The following is an 18299-nucleotide window of genomic DNA, read 5'->3' as shown; positions in this document are numbered from 1 at the left end:
CCTTCAGCCGCGGACGGCCGCGATCGACTCGGCGAGGGCTGCGGGGACGTCCGGGACCAGGGTGTGCGCCCCGTCCCGTACGAGGTGGCGGCCGCCCACGACCGTGTGGCGCACGTCCCCCGCGGAGGCGGCGAATACGGCCGTCTCGGCGCCCAGTCGGGGCAGCGGCCCCGCGGTCCTGACGGAGTCCAGGGCGATCGTCGTGAAGTCGGCGAGGGCGCCCGGCTCCAGGCGGCCCGCGTCGGGGCGGCCGAGGGCGGCGTGGCCGTCGGCGGTGGCGGCGGTGAGCAGGGCGTTCGCCGTCCAGTGACCACGGGTGCGGCTGCTGAGGCGCTCGTTCAGCTCCATCGCGCGGGCCTCTTCGAGCAGGTCGATCACCGCGTGGCTGTCGCTGCCCAGGGAGAGCGGACTGCCCGCCTGCTGGAGCCGGCGGGCCGGGCCGATGCCGTCGGCGAGGTCGCGTTCGGTGGTGGGGCACATGCAGGTCCCGGTGCGGGTGCCGCCGAGCAGGCCGATGTCGAGGTCGGTGAGGTGCGTGTTGTGGACGCCGGTGGTGCGGGGGCCGAGCACGCCGTGTTCGGCGAGCAGCTCGGTCGGGGTGCAGCCGTGGGCGGCCTGGCAGGCCTCGTTCTCGGCGGTCTGCTCGGAGAGGTGGACGTGCAGCGGGGCCTGCTGCTCGTCGGCCCAGCGGGCCACGGTGGCGAGCTGGTCGGCGGGGACCGCGCGGACCGAGTGGACGGCGGCGCCGATCAGGGCGTGCTCGCGGGGGCGCAGGGCGCTGACGCGCTCGGCCCAGGCGTCGGCGGTGCCGTCGGAGAAGCGGCGCTGGTGGGCGCTCGGTTCCTGGCCGAAGCCGGCGGAGAGGTACGCGGTGTCGAGCAGGGTGATCCGGATGCCCGCCGCGGCCGCCGCCTCGATCAGGGCCTCGCCCATCGCGTTCGGGTCGCTGTAGGCGGCGCCGCCGGGCGCGTGGTGGAGGTAGTGGAACTCGCCGACGTTGGTGATGCCGGCCAGGGCCATCTCCGCGTACACCGCGCGGGCCAGTGCGAAGTAGGTGTCGGGGGTGAGCTTCTGGGCGACCTGGTACATGAACTCGCGCCAGGTCCAGAAGGTGCCGCTGCCGACCTGGACGAGGGAGCGCAGGGCCCGGTGGAAGGCGTGGCTGTGCGCGTTCGCCAGGCCGGGGAGGGTGAGGCCGCGCAGCACCTCCGCGCCGCGCGGCGGGGTGTGGACCTCCCTGGACAGCCCGGCGATCCGGCCGTCCTCGGACACCTCCAGGGCGACGCCCGGCTCGACGTGGGTGCCGAGCCAGGCGTGTTCGAGCCAGTACGTCTTCAGCGGCACGCGAGACCTTCCAGTACGTCGGCGAGGGCGAGGACTCCGGCGACGCAGTCGTCCTCGGCGGCGAACTCCCGCGGCGAGTGGGAGACGCCGGTGGGGTTGCGTACGAACAGCATGGCGGTCGGGACGGCGGCGGAGAGGATTCCGGCGTCGTGTCCCGCCCCGGTGCCGAGGACGGGGACGGCACCGCCCAGGATCCGGTTCAGCTCGTCGCGCAGCGCGTGCTCGAACTCCACGACCGGGGTGAAGGACTCCCGGACCACGGCCAGGTCGATGCCGTCCTGGCCGGCGCGCTCGTGGGCGGCCTTCTCGATGGCCGTGACGACCGTGTCGAGGGTGGCCTGGTCGGCGGCGCGGGAGTCGAGCCAGCCCCGGACGAGCGAGGGGATGGCGTTGACCCCGTTTGGCTCGACCGCGATCTTGCCGAAGGTGGCGACGGCGCCGGCGAGGGCCGCCTCGGTGCGGGCGGCCAGAACGGTCGCCGCGTACGTGAGCATCGGGTCGCGCCGGTCCACGAGCCGGGTGGTGCCGGCGTGGTTGGCCTCGCCGCGGAAGTCGAAGCGCCAGCGCCCGTGGGGCCAGATCGCGGAGGCGATGCCGACGCGGTCGCCGGACAGGTCCAGCGCCCGCCCCTGTTCGACGTGCAGCTCCACGAAGGCGCCGATGCGGGCGAGGCGTTCGGGATCGGCCCCGATCGCGTCCGGGTCGTATCCGGCGGCTTCCATGGCGCGGGGCAGGCTCACGCCGTCCGCGTCGCGCAGCTCGTACGCCTTCTCCTTGGTCAGCTGTCCGGCGCTGAGCCGGGAGCCGACGCAGGCGAGGCCGAAGCGGGCCCCTTCCTCGTCACCGAAGTTCGTGATGGCCAGCGGCCTGGAGAACTCCGCACCCCTGCGGCGGAGTTCGTCCAGGGCCGCGAAGGAGGACACCACGCCAAGGGGGCCGTCGAAGGCGCCGCCGTCGGGGACGGAGTCCAGGTGCGAGCCGGTGACGACGGCGTCACCCGCGAGGGGGTCGCCGAGCCAGGCCCACTGGTTGCCGTTGCGGTCGGACTCGTACGCCAGCCCGCGGGCCAGCGCCTGTTCCCGGAACCAGGCCCGGCAGTCGGTGTCGGCGCCGGTCCACGCGTACCGGCGGTACCCGCCGGTGTCCGCGTGGCGGCCGATGGGGGCCAGTTCGTTCCACATGCTGTGGAAGGAGCGGGCGCCGCCGGGCGCCGCCGGGGCCGGGGCTCCGGCGGCGCCGTGGTCGGGGGTGTGCGAGGTCACGCGTCGTCGCCCTCGCGCATCGGGACGCGCACGCCGCGCTCGTCCGCCACCGTCTCGGCGATGTCGTAACCGGCGTCGACGTGGCGGATGACGCCCATACCGGGGTCGTTGGTCAGGACGCGGCGGATCTTCTCGCCCGCGAGCTTCGTGCCGTCGGCGACCGAGACCTGGCCGGCGTGGATGGAGCGGCCCATGCCGACGCCGCCGCCGTGGTGGATGGAGACCCAGGAGGCGCCGGAGGCGACGTTGACCATGGCGTTGAGCAGCGGCCAGTCGGCGATCGCGTCGGAGCCGTCCAGCATGGCCTCGGTCTCGCGGTACGGGGAGGCCACCGAACCGCAGTCGAGGTGGTCGCGGCCGATGGCGAGCGGGGCGGCCAGCTCGCCGGAGGCGACCATGTCGTTGAAGCGCTCGCCGGCCTTGTCGCGCTCGCCGTAGCCGAGCCAGCAGATCCGCGCGGGCAGGCCCTGGAAGTGGACGCGCTCGCCGGCCATCTTGATCCAGCGGTGCAGGGACTCGTTCTCGGGGAAGAGTTCGAGCATCGCCTTGTCGGTCTTGTGGATGTCCGACGCCTCCCCGGACAGCGCCGCCCAGCGGAAGGGACCCTTGCCCTCGCAGAACAGCGGCCGGATGTAGGCGGGGACGAAGCCGGGGAAGGCGAAGGCGCGCTCGTAGCCGGCCAGCTGGGCCTCGCCGCGGATGGAGTTGCCGTAGTCGAACACCTCGGCGCCGGCGTCCATGAAGCCGACCATGGCCTCGACGTGCTTGGCCATGGACTCGCGGGCGCGGGTGGTGAAGCCCGCCGGGTCCTTGGCCGCGTAGTCGGCCATGTCGTCGAAGGCGACGCCGGTCGGCAGGTAGGCGAGCGGGTCGTGGGCGGAGGTCTGGTCCGTCACGATGTCGATCGGGGCGCCCTCGGCGAGCATCTGCGGGAGCAGGTCCGCCGCGTTGCCGAGCAGGCCGATGGAGAGCGGCTTGCGGGCGTCGCGCGCCTCGACCGCGAGCTGGAGCGCGTGCCGCAGGTTGTCGGCCTTCACGTCCAGGTAGCGGTGCTCGATGCGGCGCTCGATGGCCCGCGGGTCGACGTCGATGCAGATCGCGACGCCGTCGTTCATCGTCACGGCGAGCGGCTGGGCGCCGCCCATGCCGCCGAGGCCGGCGGTGAGGGTGATGGTGCCGGCGAGGGTGCCGCCGAACTTCTTCGCCGCGACGGCCGCGAAGGTCTCGTAGGTGCCCTGGAGGATGCCCTGGGTACCGATGTAGATCCACGAACCGGCGGTCATCTGCCCGTACATGGTCAGACCGAGGTGCTCCAGGCGGCGGAACTCCTCCCAGTTGGCCCAGTCGCCGACCAGGTTGGAGTTGGCGAGCAGGACGCGCGGCGCCCACTCGTGCGTCTGCATCACGCCGACCGGACGGCCGGACTGGACGAGCATCGTCTCGTCCTGCTTCAGCGTGCGCAGGGTGCGGACCATCGCGTCGTACGAGCGCCAGTCGCGGGCGGCCTTGCCGGTGCCGCCGTAGACGACGAGCTTGTCGGGGTGCTCGGCGACCTCGGGGTCGAGGTTGTTCTGGAGCATCCGCAGGGCGGCTTCCTGCTGCCATCCCAGGGCGCTGAGCTCGGTGCCTCGCGCGGCACGTACGGGGCGGGGTCCTGACATGGCGGGTGCCTCCTCCGATGTTGGTCAATCCATTCACATCCTCGCTGCATGAATAGATCCAGTCAACAGCTGCGGGCCATCGCGCCGGATGATGGGATGGCGGGCATGGCTCCAGACGAGGCGTACGACGGGGTGTCCGACGGCCGGGCGGAGGCCGCCGCCCGGCGGCGGGACCTGGCCGTCCGGGCGGCCGTGGAACAGGGCCTGGTGGGCGGGGCGGAGTCGGCCGAGCCGCTGGTCTGCCTGCTGGACACCGCCGGGATCCGCGCCTCCGCCGCGGCCCTGACCAGTGCGTTCGCCTCAGCGCTGGCCCCTGGCACGCCCGTCCTGCACGCCTTCGCGGTGAAGGCCGCCCCCCTGGTCCCGGTGCTGCGGCTGCTCGCGGACGCGGGGATCGGCTGCGAGGTGGCCAGCCCCGGGGAGCTGGCGCTCGCCCGGGCGGCGGGGGTGGCGGCCGGCGCGACCGTCCTCGACTCCCCCGCGAAGACGGTGGCGGAGCTGCGCGAGGCGCTCGCCCTCGGGATCGCCGTCAACGCGGACAGCCGCCAGGAGCTGGAGCGGCTGGACGCTCTGGTGGCCGCCGCGCCGACCCGCTCACCGGTCGGCGTCCGGGTCAACCCGCAGACCGGCGCCGGCACGATCGACGCCCTCTCGACGGCGACCGCCACCTCCAAGTTCGGTGTCCCGCTGCGCGATCCTGGGGCCCGCGCCTGGCTGGTGGGGGCCATCCTGGACCGGCCGTGGCTGACCCGGCTGCACGCCCACTCCGGGTCGCAGGGCGTGCCACTGGCGCTGATCGCGCAGGGCGTACGGGAACTGCACGCCCTGGCGGAGGAGATCAACGCGGCGGCCGGCCGGCGCCAGATCGACACCCTCGACATCGGCGGCGGCCTCCCGGTGAACTTCGCCTCGGACGTCGCCACCCCCACCTACGTGCAGTACGTGACGGCGCTGCGGGAGGCCGTCCCGGCCCTGTTCGACGGCGGCTACGGCCTGGTCACCGAGTTCGGGCGGTCCCTGCTGGCCAAACACGGCCTGGTGCTGGCGCGGGTGGAGTACACGAAGGCGACGGGCGGCCGGCGCATCGCGGTGACCCACGCGGGGGTCCAGCTGGCCACCCGTACGGTGTACGCCCCGGCGTCCTGGCCGCTGCGGATCCTCCCGTACGACGCGAAGGGCGCCCCGCTGACCGGCCCGCCGCTCGCCCAGGACGTCGCGGGCCCGGCGTGCTTCGCGGGGGACCTGCTGGCCACCGCGCGGGAGCTGCCGCAGCTGTCGGCGGGGGACCTGATCGCGGTGCCCGACACGGGTGCGTACTTCTTCACCGCCCACTACGGCTACAACAGCCTTCCGCGCCCGGCGGTCCACGGCTTCACCGTCACCGGCGCCGACGGGGTCCGCTTCGCCCTGGCCCGCCCGGCCCAGACCATGGCCTCGATCGTCACGGAGGCGGGCGGCGACCTGCGCGACGCCCTCCGGCAGTAGCCGCACCGGGGGGCGCCGGGCTGCCCCGTCACTCCCCGGCCGTCACTCCACGAACAGGCCGCGGGACGCCGCCCGGGCGTCGAAGGCCTCCAGCCGGGCCTGGGCGTCGGGCAGGGCGTCGGCCATGGCCTCCAGCAGGACCCGGCCCAGCAGCATCGGCGCGCACGCGGTGTCGAAGGCCAGCCCGGTACCCACCGGCGCCGGGATCAGCAGGTCCGAGTGGCGCGCCACCGGGGCGAAGGCGGAGTCGGCGACCGTCACCACGGTCAGCCCGGCCGCCCGCCCGTGGTCCAGGGCCTCCACGACTTCCCGCGGGTGCCGGGGCAGGGCGAAGCACAGCAGCGCCGAGGCCCCGGCCGCCACCGCCGCGTCGATCCGGTCGGCGAGCATCGAGCCGCCCTCGTCGAGCAGCCGTACGTCCGGATGGACCTTGGCGGCGAAGTACGCGAAGCCCCGCGCCTGCGAGGACGCGGCGCGCAGCCCCAGCACCGGCAGCGGCCGCGACCCGGCCAGCACCCGGCCGGCCTCCTGGACGGGCGCGGGGTCGGCGAGCATGGCCGACAGCCGGCGCAGGTTCTCGATCTCCCCCTGGACGGCCTGTTGGTACTCGTTGTACGGATCCTCCTGACCGCCCTCCGGCCGCTCGGCCGGAGCCACCTCGCGCAGGTGGCGGCGGAGCGCCGGGTACCCGTCGAAGCCGAGCGCCACCGCGAAGCGGGTCACCGACGGCTGGCTGACCCCGGCCAGCTCCGCGAGCTCCACGCTCGACAGGAAGGGCACTTCCGCGGCGCCCCGCACCATGCAGTGCGCGATCCGCCGCTGGGTCGGCGTCAGCCGGTGCCCTTCGAACAGCTTCTGCAGCCTCGCGGCCGGGCTGTCGCTCATCCCGTCCCCTCCGTCCCCGTCCCGGTGAATATTCAGTCATCGAGCACTCTGCATGTGGTTATGCAGGACGGCAAGCCGCGGACCGTCCCGCGAGACGGGGGTTAGCCCCAGTGTCCGGGCGCGCGGGGGTTCCTACGGTGGGCGCATGGAGCGCCAGGAGCTGAAGAAGGAACTCGACGCCACGTTGGACGCGCGGAGGGAGCTGGGACCGGAGTACGAGGCCGCGCTGGTGGACTCGTTCGTGGACAAGATCCACACCCAGGTCAGCCGCCGGCTGGCGGAGGAACGGCTGACGACGGCCCGCGGCGAAGTCCCTGCCGGGTCCTCGGCGGACGACGGCAACTTCGGCGAACGGTTCGGCTTCGCCATCATCACGCTGGTGCTGGCGATCCCGCTGACCGCCATCGCCGCCACCCAGGCCCACCTGACGGGCCTGCTGGTCTCCTGGGCCGGAATCGTGGCGGTCAACTTCGCCCACGCCGCCAAATCCTTCCCCCAGCGCACCCGCCGCCACCCGCCGGCCTGAGCCGAAAGGCTCCGCCGGGGCACGGGCAAGCCCGAGGCGTGGCCCCTCGGCCGAACGCCACGGACATGCGAAGCAAAGGCCGCCTGCAAGGGGCCTACCCCCTGCGCGAAGTCGGCACGGGCGAGTGAGGCGAAGGGGCCCGCCTGTGGGGGCACCTCCCGGCCGGAGGCTGGGGGGACCGAACCGAGCCCACAAAAAGAGGAAAGGCGCGGGAACCGCCGCACCCCCGGTCGCCCGGGGGGCGGGACGACGGCGGTTCCCGCGCAGGACACGGGCCGGGTCAGGGCCGGCCGCGTCCGTGGCGTTCACGCGGTCCGGGAGCCGCTCCGGAAGTACGCCAACGCCGTTCGGTGGTGTCGGCGGGGGGCTTCTGCCGTTCCCTGCCGACAACCACCACTGTGCCGGAGCCGTGTTAAGCCGGTGCTGCCGTCACGTGTCGGGCCCGTACCGTTTGGGCGACGGACCGCAACCGGCCTACTTGCCCGACTTGGCCAGGAACGCGAGCAGGTCCTGCCGGCTGACGACACCCGTCGGCTTGCCCTCGACCAGCACGATCGCCGCGTCCGCCTCGCCCAGTACCGCCATCAGCTCGGCCACCGGCTCGCCGGAGCCGACCTGCGGCAGCGGCGCGCTCATGTGCTTCTCCAGCGGGTCGCCCAGCGAGGCCCGCTGCCCGAACAGGGCCGCGAGCAGTTCCTTCTCGACGACGGAGCCGATGACCTCGGCCGCCATCACGTCCGGGTGGCCGGCGCCCGGCTTGACGATCGGCATCTGCGAGACGCCGTACTCGCGCAGCACGTCGATGGCCTCGCCGACCGTCTCCTCGGGGTGCATGTGGACCAGGGACGGCATGGCGCCCTCCTTGTCCGCGAGCACGTCACCGATGCGCGCGGACGGACCGGCCTCCTCCAGGAAGCCGTGGCCCGCCATCCACTCGTCGCTGAAGATCTTGCTCATGTAGCCGCGGCCGCTGTCGGGCAGCAGTACGACCACCACGTCGTCCGGCCCCAGGCCCTCGGCGGCCTTGAGCGCCGCGACGACCGCCATGCCGCAGGAGCCGCCGACCAGCAGGCCCTCTTCCTTGGCGAGGCGACGCGTCATCTGGAAGGAGTCCTTGTCGGACACCGCGATGATCTCGTCGGTGACGTTGCGGTCGTAGGCGGTCGGCCAGAAGTCCTCGCCGACGCCCTCGACCAGGTAGGGGCGGCCGGAGCCGCCCGAGTAGACGGAGCCCTCGGGGTCGGCGCCGATGACCTTGACCTTGCCGCCGGACACCTCCTTGAGGTAGTTGCCGGTGCCCGAGATCGTGCCGCCCGTGCCGACGCCGGCCACGAAGTGCGTGATCTTCCCGTCCGTCTGCTCCCACAGCTCGGGACCGGTGGTCTCGTAGTGCGAGCGGGGGTTGTTCGGGTTGCTGTACTGGTCGGGCTTCCAGGCGCCCGGCGTCTCGCGCACGAGGCGGTCGGAGACGTTGTAGTACGAGTCCGGGTGCTCGGGGTCGACGGCGGTCGGGCAGACGACCACGTCGGCACCGTACGCGCGCAGCACGTTGATCTTGTCCAGGGACACCTTGTCAGGGCAGACGAAGATGCACTTGTAGCCCTTCTGCTGGGCCACGATGGCGAGTCCTACGCCGGTGTTGCCACTGGTCGGCTCCACGATGGTGCCGCCGGGCTTGAGGGCACCGCTCTGCTCGGCGGCCTCGATCATCCGGACGGCGATCCGGTCCTTCACGGACCCACCGGGATTGAAGTACTCGACCTTCGCAAGGACGGTGGCCTGCAGGCCTTCGGTCACACGGTTGAGCTTCACCAGCGGGGTGTTGCCGACGAGGCTGATCATCGAGTCGTGGAATTGCACCATGTTCTCCAAGGAGGGGACTCCACGGGTTCTCCGGGAGGTCCGGCCAGAGTATGCGGAAAGGGATTGGCCGACCGGCTGTACGGGGCAGGAAGGTCATCGGGGCAGGAGGAAAGCGAGGTGCCCAAGGGTGTCCAGGGCGAGGACGGCCCGCCGGATCGCGGCGGGCGCGGCGTACGGCGGCGGCGGGCTCGGGCTGCTCGGGGTCGCCGCGGTGGGTCTGGTGCTGGCGGAGGTCCAGTTCGCCAAGCGCACGGTGGGCACCGGTCTGCCGGATCCGCCCCGCGCCGACGGGGTGTACGGGAGCGAGTTCGGTGGTCCCGAGCTTAGTCCCGGTCCGCTGCGGCTGGGCATGCTCGGCGATTCCACGGCCGCCGGTCTCGGGGTCCGGCGGGCGCGGCAGACCCCGGGAGCGCTGCTGGCCTCGGGCCTGGCGGCGGTGGCCGAGCGGCCGGTCGAGCTGCGCAACGTGGCCCTGTCGGGAGCCAGGTCGGACGACCTCGACCGGCAGGTGGGCCTGCTGCTGGACGGGGACGCCCCGGTCCCCGACGTCTGCGTGATCATGATCGGCGCGAACGACGTGACCCGCCGGATGCCGCTCACCCAGTCGGTCCGGCTGCTCACCGCGGCGGTACGCAGGCTGCGGCTGGCGGGCTCCGAGGTGGTCGTCGGCACCTGCCCGGACCTGGGCACGATCGAACCGGTCTACCAGCCGCTGCGCATGCTGGCCCGCCGGGTCTCGCGCCAGCTGGCGGCCGCCCAGACGATCGGGGTGGTCGCGCTGGGGGCCCGTACGGTCTCGATGGGGGACCTGCTGGGGCCGGAGTTCGCGGCGAACCCGCGCGAGATGTTCGGCCCGGACTCCTACCACCCGTCGGCGGAGGGGTACGCGACCGCCGCCATGGCCGTCCTGCCGACCCTGTGCGCGGCGCTCGGGCTGTGGCCCGGGTCGGACCGCCTCGACGTGTCCCGGGACGAGGACCTGCTGCCGGTGGCGAAGGCCGCTTCGGCCGCGGCCGGGGAGGCGGGCACGGAGGTCACCCCCGCCCGCGGCCCGTGGGCCCTGCTCAAGCACCGGCGGCGCCGGCGGGTGCCCGAGTCCGAGCCCATCGGCCAGCCGGCCGAGGCGGGCCAGCCGGGCGAAGCGGGCCGGCCGGGCGAAGCCACCGGGGCCGCCGAAGGTACGGACGCCCCGGTGCCCGGGTCCTGACCCCCGGCCCGCGAGGGATCCTGGAGACCCGGCCGCCCTCCGGGTGCCCGGCCCGCCGCCCGGTGCGGTCCTCATCACACCGCGAGGCCGGTGACCTCGACGGTACGGGCCGGTAACTTCACTTGCTGGTCCGGTACGAGCCGCAACGCACCCCCTTGGAGCCCCGATGCCCGAAGCAGTCATCGTTTCCACCGCCCGCTCACCCATCGGGCGCGCCTTCAAGGGGTCCCTCAAGGACGTCCGCCCGGACGACCTGACCGCCACGATCATCCAGGCCGCCCTCGCCAAGGTCCCCGAGCTGGACCCGCGCGAGATCGACGACCTGATGCTGGGCTGCGGCCTGCCGGGCGGCGAGCAGGGCCACAACCTGGGCCGCATCGTCGCCGTGCAGATGGGCATGGACCACCTGCCGGGCTGCACGATCACCCGCTACTGCTCCTCCTCCCTCCAGACCTCGCGCATGGCGCTGCACGCCATCAAGGCGGGCGAGGGCGACGTCTTCATCTCGGCGGGCGTCGAGATGGTCTCCCGTTCGGTGAAGGGCTCCTCCGACGGCATGCCGGACACCCACAACCCGCTCTTCGCCGACGCGGAGGCCCGGACGGCCGCCGTGGCGCAGAGCGAGGGGGCGTCGTGGCACGACCCGCGCGAGGACGGCCTGGTCCCGGACGCGTACATCGCGATGGGGCAGACCGCCGAGAACCTGGCCCGGCTGAAGGGCGTGACCCGCCAGGACATGGACGAGTTCGGCGTGCGGTCGCAGAACCTCGCCGAGGAAGCCATCAAGAACGGGTTCTGGGCGCGCGAGATCACCCCGGTCACCACCCCGGACGGCACGGTCGTCGCCACGGACGACGGCCCGCGCGCCGGCGTCACGCTGGAGGGCGTGCAGGGCCTCAAGCCCGTCTTCCGCCCCGACGGCCTGGTGACGGCCGGCAACTGCTGCCCGCTGAACGACGGCGCCGCCGCGCTGGTCATCATGAGCGACACGAAGGCGCGGGAGCTGGGCCTGACGCCGCTGGCCCGGATCGTCTCCACCGGCGTGACCGGCCTCTCCCCCGAGATCATGGGCCTGGGCCCGGTCGAGGCCTCGAAGCAGGCCCTCAAGCGGGCCGGCCTGACGGTCGGCGACATCGACCTCTTCGAGATCAACGAGGCGTTCGCCGCCCAGGTCATCCCGTCGTACCGGGACCTGGAGATCCCGCTGGAGAAGCTCAACGTCAACGGCGGGGCGATCGCGGTCGGCCACCCGTTCGGCATGACCGGCGCGCGCATCACCGGCACCCTGATCAACAGCCTCCAGTTCCACGACAAGCAGTTCGGCCTCGAAACGATGTGCGTGGGCGGCGGCCAGGGCATGGCGATGGTCATCGAGCGGCTGAGCTGAGCCGTAGCGGAGGGTAGGGGTGCCCCGAGGAACGAGGGGCGCACCTGCCCGCAGCGGTGGCGAGGCTCAGCGCGACCACGAGAACCAGCGGCTGAGCTGAGCCGTAGCGGAGGGTAAGGAATCAACCCCGCCGCGGCCGACCTGTGACCGAATCTCCCCCAGGATGTGACCTATGTCCTGGGGGATCGGCATTTCCGCAGGTCAGAGAAGTACGCCGGAGCGCCGAGGGACCTTTGGCCTGTCCAATTCATGACGTAATGCACTGCATGCCATTCCCAGCACAGGTCAAGCTGATGTAGGAAGTCGGGGGATCGAATCAACCAGGAGTTAGTCAGTGAGCGCCATGTCTCTTGCCCTGCTGCTGACCACGGCCGCTGCCACGGCCGTGGGCGCCGCTGCGCTGCACGCCGTACACGGACTGCGTAAGCAGGTCACGGCCCTGCGCGGCGAGCTGGCGGTGCCGGCCCACCCGCGCGCCGCGAGCGTCCCGCACGCCCGTAGCGCCGTGGAGTCCCCCGCCGCCGAGATACGAGCCGCCGTCGCCGAAGCCCTCGCCGAGGAGCGGGAGCGGGAACTGGCCGAAGCGCGGGCCTTCTGGGCCGCGCAGGAGGCCCGGGACGCCGCCGACGCCTCGCCCAGCTTCGCCGGGGAGGCCCCGACCTCGCTGCTGGGCGGCCTGCCGGGGCTCGGCGAGGACAGCCCGGTCTTCCTCCCCCGCCAGGCCGACCTGGTGGGCCTGGAGCCGGTCCTGGGGGACGATCTGCTGGACGAGTACCCCGAGGACTCGGCCGAGCTGGCCGCTGCCCGCCGACGGCACCCCTCGCACCCCGACTTCGTCCCCGTCCAGGCCCCGCACCCGGGCGTGGACCACGAGCGCACCGTCAGCCGGCTGGAGGAGCTCGCGCAGGCCCGTACGGCCCTCGCCGACGTCCGGCCCGGCCCGCTGGGCACGCTGGACGTGTACGTCTTCACCGACGGCACCACGCTCTGCATGACCCCGGGCCACCGGGAGACGGCGGAGCGGCTGGCCGAGGCCCTGCGCTCGGGTACCGCTCCGGTGCTGTTGGGCGGCTCGGGGATCTCCGGCGCCTACGCCCTGACCTTCTCCTGCGGTGACGCCGAGGACCCGGACAGCAACGTCTACATCCTCGCGGACCGCGTCATCGCATCGCTCTGACTTCCGCCTGCTCCACCAACCGCACGGCCTCGTCCAGCATCTCGGACGGGGCCGTTTCGCCGTCCCCCGCGCGCAGGCCCCGCAGCGCCTCGGCGAGGTCCTGCCCGGTGACCGCGACCTGGTCGCCGACGGTGAAGACGCCCTCGTCCGGCACGACGCGCGCCGGAGCCGCCCCCCGCGGATCCGTGGCCGCGTCCTCCAGCCGCTGGGCCCGCAGGGCCAGCTCCCGGGCCAGTTCCAGCGCTTCGGCGGCGGCGCCGCGCCGGAGCCGGCTCTGCGGGGCGGCCCGCAGCCGGTCGGCGAAACGTTCGACGGCGGCGGTCAGGGGCGAAGTATCAAGCATCCGGCCGACCTTACGCGCCGCCCCGGCGCCATTGCCAACGGGCGAACGCTGAGGCACGGTGTCGTGAAGAGAACAAGGCGATACCTCCGGAGGCGCCCATGTCCGTAGAGTTCTCGGAGCAGACACACCGCAACATGATCGACAGAATTCCCCTGACCACCGGTCGTGAAGTGTCCGACTGGCTGCGCACCGTGGACGACGGCCCGTCCCTCGTCCGGTTCGAGGAGAAGGTCAGCTGGCTGCGCGGCGCGCACGACCTCTCGTACGGCCAGGCCAAGGCGATCATCCACGAGTACGACCTGCGCAGGGCCGCCCGCAGACTCGGCTGAGCCCTGCCCCGTACGAGACCCCTGACCGGCCGAATCCCCCCGACCTACCCCCATCCGTACCGCTGCACGACCCCCTGCAAGACCCGCTCCACGACGCGGGAAGGCCCCGCGAGCGCATCGCTCGCGGGGCCTTCCTCCTGCCTGACCGGCCGGGGCCGGGGCCGGACTAGTCGTCGCCGGAGAGGATCTGGAACAGCCGCAGCAGCTCCAAGTAGATCCACACCAGGGTCAGGGTGAGGCCGAAGGCCGCCAGCCAGGACTCCTCGCGGGGGGCGCCGTACGCGATGCCGTCCTCGACCTGCTTGAAGTCCATGGCGAGGAAGCACGCGCCGAGGATCACGCCGACGATGCCGAACAGGATGCCGAGGCCACCGCTGCGGAAGCCGAGGCCGTCGCCGCCGCCGAACAGGGCGAACAGCAGGTTCGCGGCCATGAGCAGCATGAAGCCCATGGCGGCGGCCAGCACGAAGCCGGTGAAGCGGCGCGTGACGCGGATCCAGCGCATCTTGTACGCGAAGAGCACGGCGGCGAAGACGCACATCGTGCCCAGCACGGCCTGGATGACCACGCCCCCACCGAAGTAGGTGCTGGTGGCCGAGCTGATGACGCCGAGGAACACGCCCTCGAAGGCCGCGTACGCCAGGATCAGCGCGGGGACCGGCGTGCGCTTGAACGACTGGACGAGCGCCAGGACCATCGCGATGAGCGCGGCTCCGATGGCGATGCCGTACGACTTGTTGATGTTGGCCGGGTCGACGGGCAGCGCGATCCAGGAGATGACCGCGGTGAGCACCACGGTGCCGAGCGTCATGGCCGTACGGCTCACGACGTCGTCCATGGTCATCACGTGGGTGCGCGCCGGGGCCTGCGGCATGCCGGTGACGGCGTCCGCCGCGTAGGGGTTCGTCGCGTACGGGTTGGTCGCGGTCCCGGCCTGCTGCGCGTCAAAGCCCGCGTAGCCGCCGGTGTCGCGGCTGAACCCCCGTCGCGAGAAGACCGGGTTACTGCTCCTCATCTCACTCCTCCGTGGCCGCGGGACGCGGCCGTCAGCTACAAGAGTAATGCGTTCGCAAAGAAACCACCCTACTGCTGGAGGAGGATCTTAGGAGAAGACAAGGCGAACCGCGCGAGAGCCGTCGCGACGTGTCCGGCCGGTCCGCGGACGGCCGCAGCGCCGTGCGCCCGGCCGCCGTGCTGTGTTCCGAGCTGATGAATGCTTTATGTTGCACAGGCAAAACGCGGGGGGAAGACGGGGGAGGCGGCGGACGGCACATGGCACGGGACTACGACAGTCAGCTGCTGGAGTCGGTGGCGGTACGCCGCCGCAGGATGCGTGACGCGCTGCTGTTCGGCGTGCAGCGGGCCCGGCGCACGGCGGACGAACGGCTCGGGAAGATGTTCGCGGGCATCGCCATCGCGGCCGTGCTGTGCGCGGGCTGCGTCGGCTGGTCCTTCATCCAGGCCACGCTGGCGAAGCAGAAGGCGGAACAGCAGAAGCAGCAACAGCAGAGCCAGGTGCAGCAGTACGGACCGTCCCCCGCGCCGCCCGGTCCGTCGGCCCCGCCCGCCGCGACGGGGCACCCCGCCACCTCGCCGAAGCCGTCGAAGTCGCCGTCGGCGCCGGGGCCGGTGCCGAAGTCGCCGCGGCCGAGCGGCTCGTAGCGGTCCCCGGTGCAGTTCTCGTAGAGGTTCGCGTAGAGGTTCGCGCAGGAGTTCTCGTCCCGAAGGGCCGCAAGACCGCGATGGTAGGTTCCTGCAAGTGGTGAGCACAGCAACGACTTCCCGAGCACAGCTGTCCCGGGTGACCCTGGTCGGCGAGCGGCGCCGGGCCGACATGGTCCTGCCCTCCGATGCGCCGATCGGGCAGCTGCTCCCGGACATACTCCAGTTGCTCGACGACCGGGCCGCCTCGCGGCCGATGACCCGCCAGTTGCTGACCTCGGACGGCTCCGCGCTGCCGCAGGACAGCACGCTGGCCTCGGCCGGCATAGCCGACGGCGCCGTCCTGCGGCTCGTCAGGATCCACTCGGCGCCGCCCGCCCCCGTCGTCCACGACGTGACCGACCTGGTGGCCGACGACCTCGATCTCCGGGCGTGGCGCTGGCGTCCCGCAGCCCGCCGGGGCAGTGCCGGGGTGGCGACGGTCCTGTTCACGCTGACCGCCGCGCTGCTCGCCCGGCGCGAGGTCGCCCTCGACACCCTGGCCACGGGCCTGCTGGCGGTCACGCTCGTCCTGCTGGCCGCCGGCGCGCTCGGCGCCCGGATCGGGCGGGGCAACCGGGGCCTGGCCACCGCCCTGCTGTTCGCCTCCGGGGGGCTCGGCGTGCTCACGGCGTGGACCGCAGCCGACGCGCACCACTGGTCGTGGGCGCTGCGGCTCGCCGCCGTCGCGGGCGCGCTGGTCGTGACGCTCGGGATGCTCGGCTACTTCTCCCCGCTCGGCCGCGGCGGGCTCATCGGCGCCGGGGCCGTCGCCGTCATCACCGCCGTGTGGGAGGCCGTGGCCGCCGTACAGGGCGAACCGGCGCGCCTCGGCACGGTCATGGCCCTGTTCTCCGTGCTGCTGCTCGGGCTCCTGCCACGGCTCGCGCTCATGGCGTCGGGCCTGACCGCGCTGGACGACAGGCGCTCCGGCGGCGCCTCCGTCAGCCGCCACCAGGTGGGCAACGCCCTCGCCGCCACGCACCGCGGCCTGGCGCTCGCGACGATCGCGACCGCCGTCTCGGCCGCCGCCGCGGGCTGGCTGCTCACGCTGGCCGGGGAGCCGAGCGTGTGGACGGTGGTGCTGCCGTCGCTGGTCGCCGTGGTGCTGCTGTCGCGGGCGCGGGCGTTCCCGCTGGTCGCCGAGGTGGTGGCGCTGCTCGCCGCGGCGGCCGTCCTCCTCGTCCGCCTCGTGGTGCTGTGGATCGGGCACGGCGGCGGTACGGGAGCGCTGGCCGTGCTGTGCGCGGCCGCGCTGCTGCCGCTGCTGGGGCTCGCCGTGCAGCCGGCCGAGCACGTGCAGGTCCGGCTGCGGCGCACGGCCGACTTCGTCGAATCCGTGGGCGTGGTGGCGCTGTTCCCGCTGGGCGTCGGGGTGTTCGGCATCTACGGGCAGCTGCTCGACAAGTTCTGAGTCAACTCGCAGGCGGCTCCGGCCGGGGCGGCAGGTCGGTACGAGAGGGGTAGGGGCAGGGATGCCGAGCGGAGAGAACTGGCAGGGCGACGTCCTGCGCGACCTGAGGGGCGGCGCGCAGCAGCCGCTCCCCCAGGGGCCGGGGCAGGTCCGGCCCGACCCGCAGGGCGCGACCCCGTCCCAGGGCCCCGGCGCGGAGCCCCCGGCGCCCGACGGCCCCGGCCCCGCCCAGCCGCCGCCCGCGGCCGCCGCCCACCCGAGCCCGGCGGCGGCCCCGCACGAGAACCCGCCCGCGGCCCCGCACCAGCACCCGGGGCCGCACCAGAACCCGCCCGCGGCCCCGCACCAGCACCCGCCCGCGGCCCCGCACCAGAACCCCGCCGCGAGCCCGCCCCAGAACCCGACCGCCGCCCCGCCCCAGAACCCCGCCGCCGCCCCGCCCCAGAACCCCGCCGCGGCCCCGCCCCAGAACTCCGCCGCGGCCCCACACCAGCACTCCGCCGCGGGCCCGCACCAGCACTCCGCCGCAGGCCCGCACCAGAACCCCGCCGCGAGCCCTTACCAGAACCCCGCCGCGGCCCCGCCCCAGAATCCGACCGCGGCCCCGCACCAGCACCCCGCCGCGGCCCCGCCCCAGAACCCCGCCGCGGGGGCCGGTGCCGGTCCCGCCGCGTACGGGTACCCGTACCAGGCCCCGGGACCCCAGGGGCCGCCCGCGCAGGCCCCCGCGCCGCCCTACGCCGCCGGGGCCGCGGGCCGTCCGGCGCGCGCCCTGGACTCCCGTCCCGCGGTCGACCCGGGCCTCGTCGGCGCCGGCCGCAAGCCCCGCCACGGTGAGCCGTTCCTGGCCCGGGCCGCCGGCGCGCTCTGGCGAACCGTTTCCTCATCCGTCGCCCGCGAGGTCGCCGACGCCGCCCGTACCGCCGAGCTGCTCCAGCAGCCCGTGACGACCGGCCGCCAGATAGCCGTCACCTCCATCCGCGGCGGCGCCGGCAAGTCCACCGTCGCCGCCCTGCTCGGTACGACGTACGCGCACTACCGCCAGGACCCGGTGCTGTTCGTCGAGGCCGACCCGGCCCTCGGCTCGCTGCCCATCCGGCTCGGCGCCGAGTCACTGCGCTGGACCACCGGCGACGTCGCCGACATCGTCGAGCCGCAGATGTCGCTGCTCGACGTCACCGGCTACCTCGTCCAGCTCCGCGACAACGCCTGGCTGCTGCCCGGCAGCCAGGGCCAGATCGGCGCCATGCTCGACACCCGGTCCTACGAGCGGGCCATGGTCGCGCTGCGCCGCTACTTCGGCGTGACGGTGGTCGACTGCGAGACGCTGCCCGCCGAGGTCGCCCGGGTCGCGCTCTCCGCCTCCCAGGCCCGCGTCCTCACCACCCCCGCGACCCTCGACGGGGTCGCCAGCACGTACGCGGTGCTCCAGTGGATGCAGGGCCTGCCCCCGTACGTGATCGCCGGCACGGTCGTCGTCCTGACGGAACAGGCCCCGCACGCCGGCATCGACGTCGAGGAGGCGGTGCGCACGCTCCGCACCACGGGGGCGGGCGTCCACGTCCTGCCGCACGACCGCCACTTGGCGGACGGGGGCGTCCTCCGTACCGACCTGCTCGCCCGGGCGACGAGGGCGGCCGCCACCCGGATCGCGGCGGACGCCTTCCAGCTCTCCCAGCAGCGCCACTGACGGACGACGACGGACGACGACGGAC

General features: G+C 73.6%; 16 protein-coding genes. 9 read left to right on the top strand and 7 right to left on the bottom strand.

Annotated elements, in window-relative coordinates:
* Nucleotides 1–3: 3 nt before the first annotated feature.
* The 3 genes from ACZ4M3_RS25915 to hutU form a co-directional block, all read right to left on the bottom strand.
* A complete protein-coding gene (locus ACZ4M3_RS25915; RefSeq protein ID WP_467736457.1) occupies nucleotides 4–1344 on the bottom strand; it encodes a formimidoylglutamate deiminase in 1341 nt (446 codons plus the stop codon).
* Nucleotides 1335–2525, bottom strand: coding sequence for an allantoate amidohydrolase (locus tag ACZ4M3_RS25910; RefSeq protein WP_467736560.1), 1191 nt, complete (start codon nucleotides 2523–2525; stop codon nucleotides 1335–1337). Before ACZ4M3_RS25910 ends, ACZ4M3_RS25915 begins: the two co-directional genes overlap by 10 nt.
* Before the next feature lie 77 nt (nucleotides 2526–2602).
* Nucleotides 2603–4267 (bottom strand): urocanate hydratase, encoded by a 1665-nt coding sequence (gene hutU, locus ACZ4M3_RS25905; RefSeq protein ID WP_467736455.1) that lies wholly within the window; start codon nucleotides 4265–4267, stop codon nucleotides 2603–2605.
* Between the two features lie 105 nt (nucleotides 4268–4372).
* On the opposite strand from hutU, the gene ACZ4M3_RS25900 reads away from it, so the two are divergent.
* Nucleotides 4373–5752, top strand: a complete 1380-nt coding sequence (locus ACZ4M3_RS25900) for a type III PLP-dependent enzyme domain-containing protein (protein ID WP_467736453.1) — start codon at nucleotides 4373–4375, stop codon at nucleotides 5750–5752.
* A 42-nt stretch (nucleotides 5753–5794) separates the two neighbouring features.
* Here the strand turns inward: ACZ4M3_RS25900 and ACZ4M3_RS25895 are convergent, their stop codons facing one another.
* Nucleotides 5795–6637, bottom strand: a complete 843-nt coding sequence (locus ACZ4M3_RS25895; RefSeq protein ID WP_467736451.1) for a MurR/RpiR family transcriptional regulator — start codon at nucleotides 6635–6637, stop codon at nucleotides 5795–5797.
* A gap of 145 nt (nucleotides 6638–6782) precedes the next feature.
* On the opposite strand from ACZ4M3_RS25895, the gene ACZ4M3_RS25890 reads away from it, so the two are divergent.
* Nucleotides 6783–7163 (top strand): hypothetical protein, encoded by a 381-nt coding sequence (locus ACZ4M3_RS25890; protein ID WP_467736449.1) that lies wholly within the window; start codon nucleotides 6783–6785, stop codon nucleotides 7161–7163.
* Between the two features lie 474 nt (nucleotides 7164–7637).
* Here the strand turns inward: ACZ4M3_RS25890 and ACZ4M3_RS25885 are convergent, their stop codons facing one another.
* A complete protein-coding gene (locus tag ACZ4M3_RS25885) occupies nucleotides 7638–9023 on the bottom strand; it encodes a cystathionine beta-synthase (RefSeq protein WP_467736558.1) in 1386 nt (461 codons plus the stop codon).
* A 130-nt stretch (nucleotides 9024–9153) separates the two neighbouring features.
* Here ACZ4M3_RS25885 and ACZ4M3_RS25880 point away from each other — a divergent pair, with 130 nt between their 5' ends.
* The 3 genes from ACZ4M3_RS25880 to ACZ4M3_RS25870 all read left to right on the top strand — a co-directional run bounded on the left by ACZ4M3_RS25880 (nucleotide 9154) and on the right by ACZ4M3_RS25870 (nucleotide 12797).
* Nucleotides 9154–10233: an SGNH/GDSL hydrolase family protein gene (locus tag ACZ4M3_RS25880; protein WP_467736447.1), complete on the top strand. Its 1080-nt coding sequence runs from the start codon at nucleotides 9154–9156 to the stop codon at nucleotides 10231–10233.
* Nucleotides 10234–10399: 166 nt separating this feature from the next.
* Nucleotides 10400–11620, top strand: a complete 1221-nt coding sequence (locus ACZ4M3_RS25875; RefSeq protein WP_467736445.1) for an acetyl-CoA C-acetyltransferase — start codon at nucleotides 10400–10402, stop codon at nucleotides 11618–11620.
* A gap of 343 nt (nucleotides 11621–11963) precedes the next feature.
* Nucleotides 11964–12797 carry a hypothetical protein gene (locus ACZ4M3_RS25870; protein ID WP_467736556.1) on the top strand — a complete coding sequence of 278 codons (834 nt, stop codon included), beginning with the start codon at nucleotides 11964–11966 and terminating at the stop codon, nucleotides 12795–12797.
* Here the strand turns inward: ACZ4M3_RS25870 and ACZ4M3_RS25865 are convergent.
* Nucleotides 12781–13140: a hypothetical protein gene (locus ACZ4M3_RS25865; RefSeq protein WP_467736443.1), complete on the bottom strand. Its 360-nt coding sequence runs from the start codon at nucleotides 13138–13140 to the stop codon at nucleotides 12781–12783. The two genes, ACZ4M3_RS25870 and ACZ4M3_RS25865, sit on opposite strands and share 17 nt — an antisense overlap.
* A gap of 98 nt (nucleotides 13141–13238) precedes the next feature.
* Between ACZ4M3_RS25865 and ACZ4M3_RS25860 the strand changes: the two genes are divergently transcribed.
* Nucleotides 13239–13469 carry a DUF4287 domain-containing protein gene (locus ACZ4M3_RS25860; RefSeq protein WP_136213617.1) on the top strand — a complete coding sequence of 77 codons (231 nt, stop codon included), beginning with the start codon at nucleotides 13239–13241 and terminating at the stop codon, nucleotides 13467–13469.
* A gap of 166 nt (nucleotides 13470–13635) precedes the next feature.
* On the opposite strand, the gene ACZ4M3_RS25855 is transcribed toward ACZ4M3_RS25860, so the two are convergent.
* Nucleotides 13636–14484 carry a Bax inhibitor-1/YccA family protein gene (locus tag ACZ4M3_RS25855; protein WP_467736441.1) on the bottom strand — a complete coding sequence of 283 codons (849 nt, stop codon included), beginning with the start codon at nucleotides 14482–14484 and terminating at the stop codon, nucleotides 13636–13638.
* Between the two features lie 257 nt (nucleotides 14485–14741).
* Here ACZ4M3_RS25855 and ACZ4M3_RS25850 point away from each other — a divergent pair, with 257 nt between their 5' ends.
* From ACZ4M3_RS25850 to ACZ4M3_RS25840, 3 genes are all read left to right on the top strand, one after another.
* Nucleotides 14742–15131 (top strand): hypothetical protein, encoded by a 390-nt coding sequence (locus ACZ4M3_RS25850; RefSeq protein ID WP_467736439.1) that lies wholly within the window; start codon nucleotides 14742–14744, stop codon nucleotides 15129–15131.
* 97 nt (nucleotides 15132–15228) lie between these two features.
* Nucleotides 15229–16584, top strand: coding sequence for a type VII secretion integral membrane protein EccD (gene eccD, locus ACZ4M3_RS25845; protein WP_467736437.1), 1356 nt, complete (start codon nucleotides 15229–15231; stop codon nucleotides 16582–16584).
* A 61-nt stretch (nucleotides 16585–16645) separates the two neighbouring features.
* A complete protein-coding gene (locus ACZ4M3_RS25840) occupies nucleotides 16646–18274 on the top strand; it encodes a MinD/ParA family ATP-binding protein (RefSeq protein ID WP_467736435.1) in 1629 nt (542 codons plus the stop codon).
* Nucleotides 18275–18299 lie beyond the last annotated feature (25 nt).

It is taken from the genome of Streptomyces sp. NPDC026522, from assembly GCF_055567555.1.
This window is presented reverse-complemented; position numbering and strand designations above follow the sequence as displayed.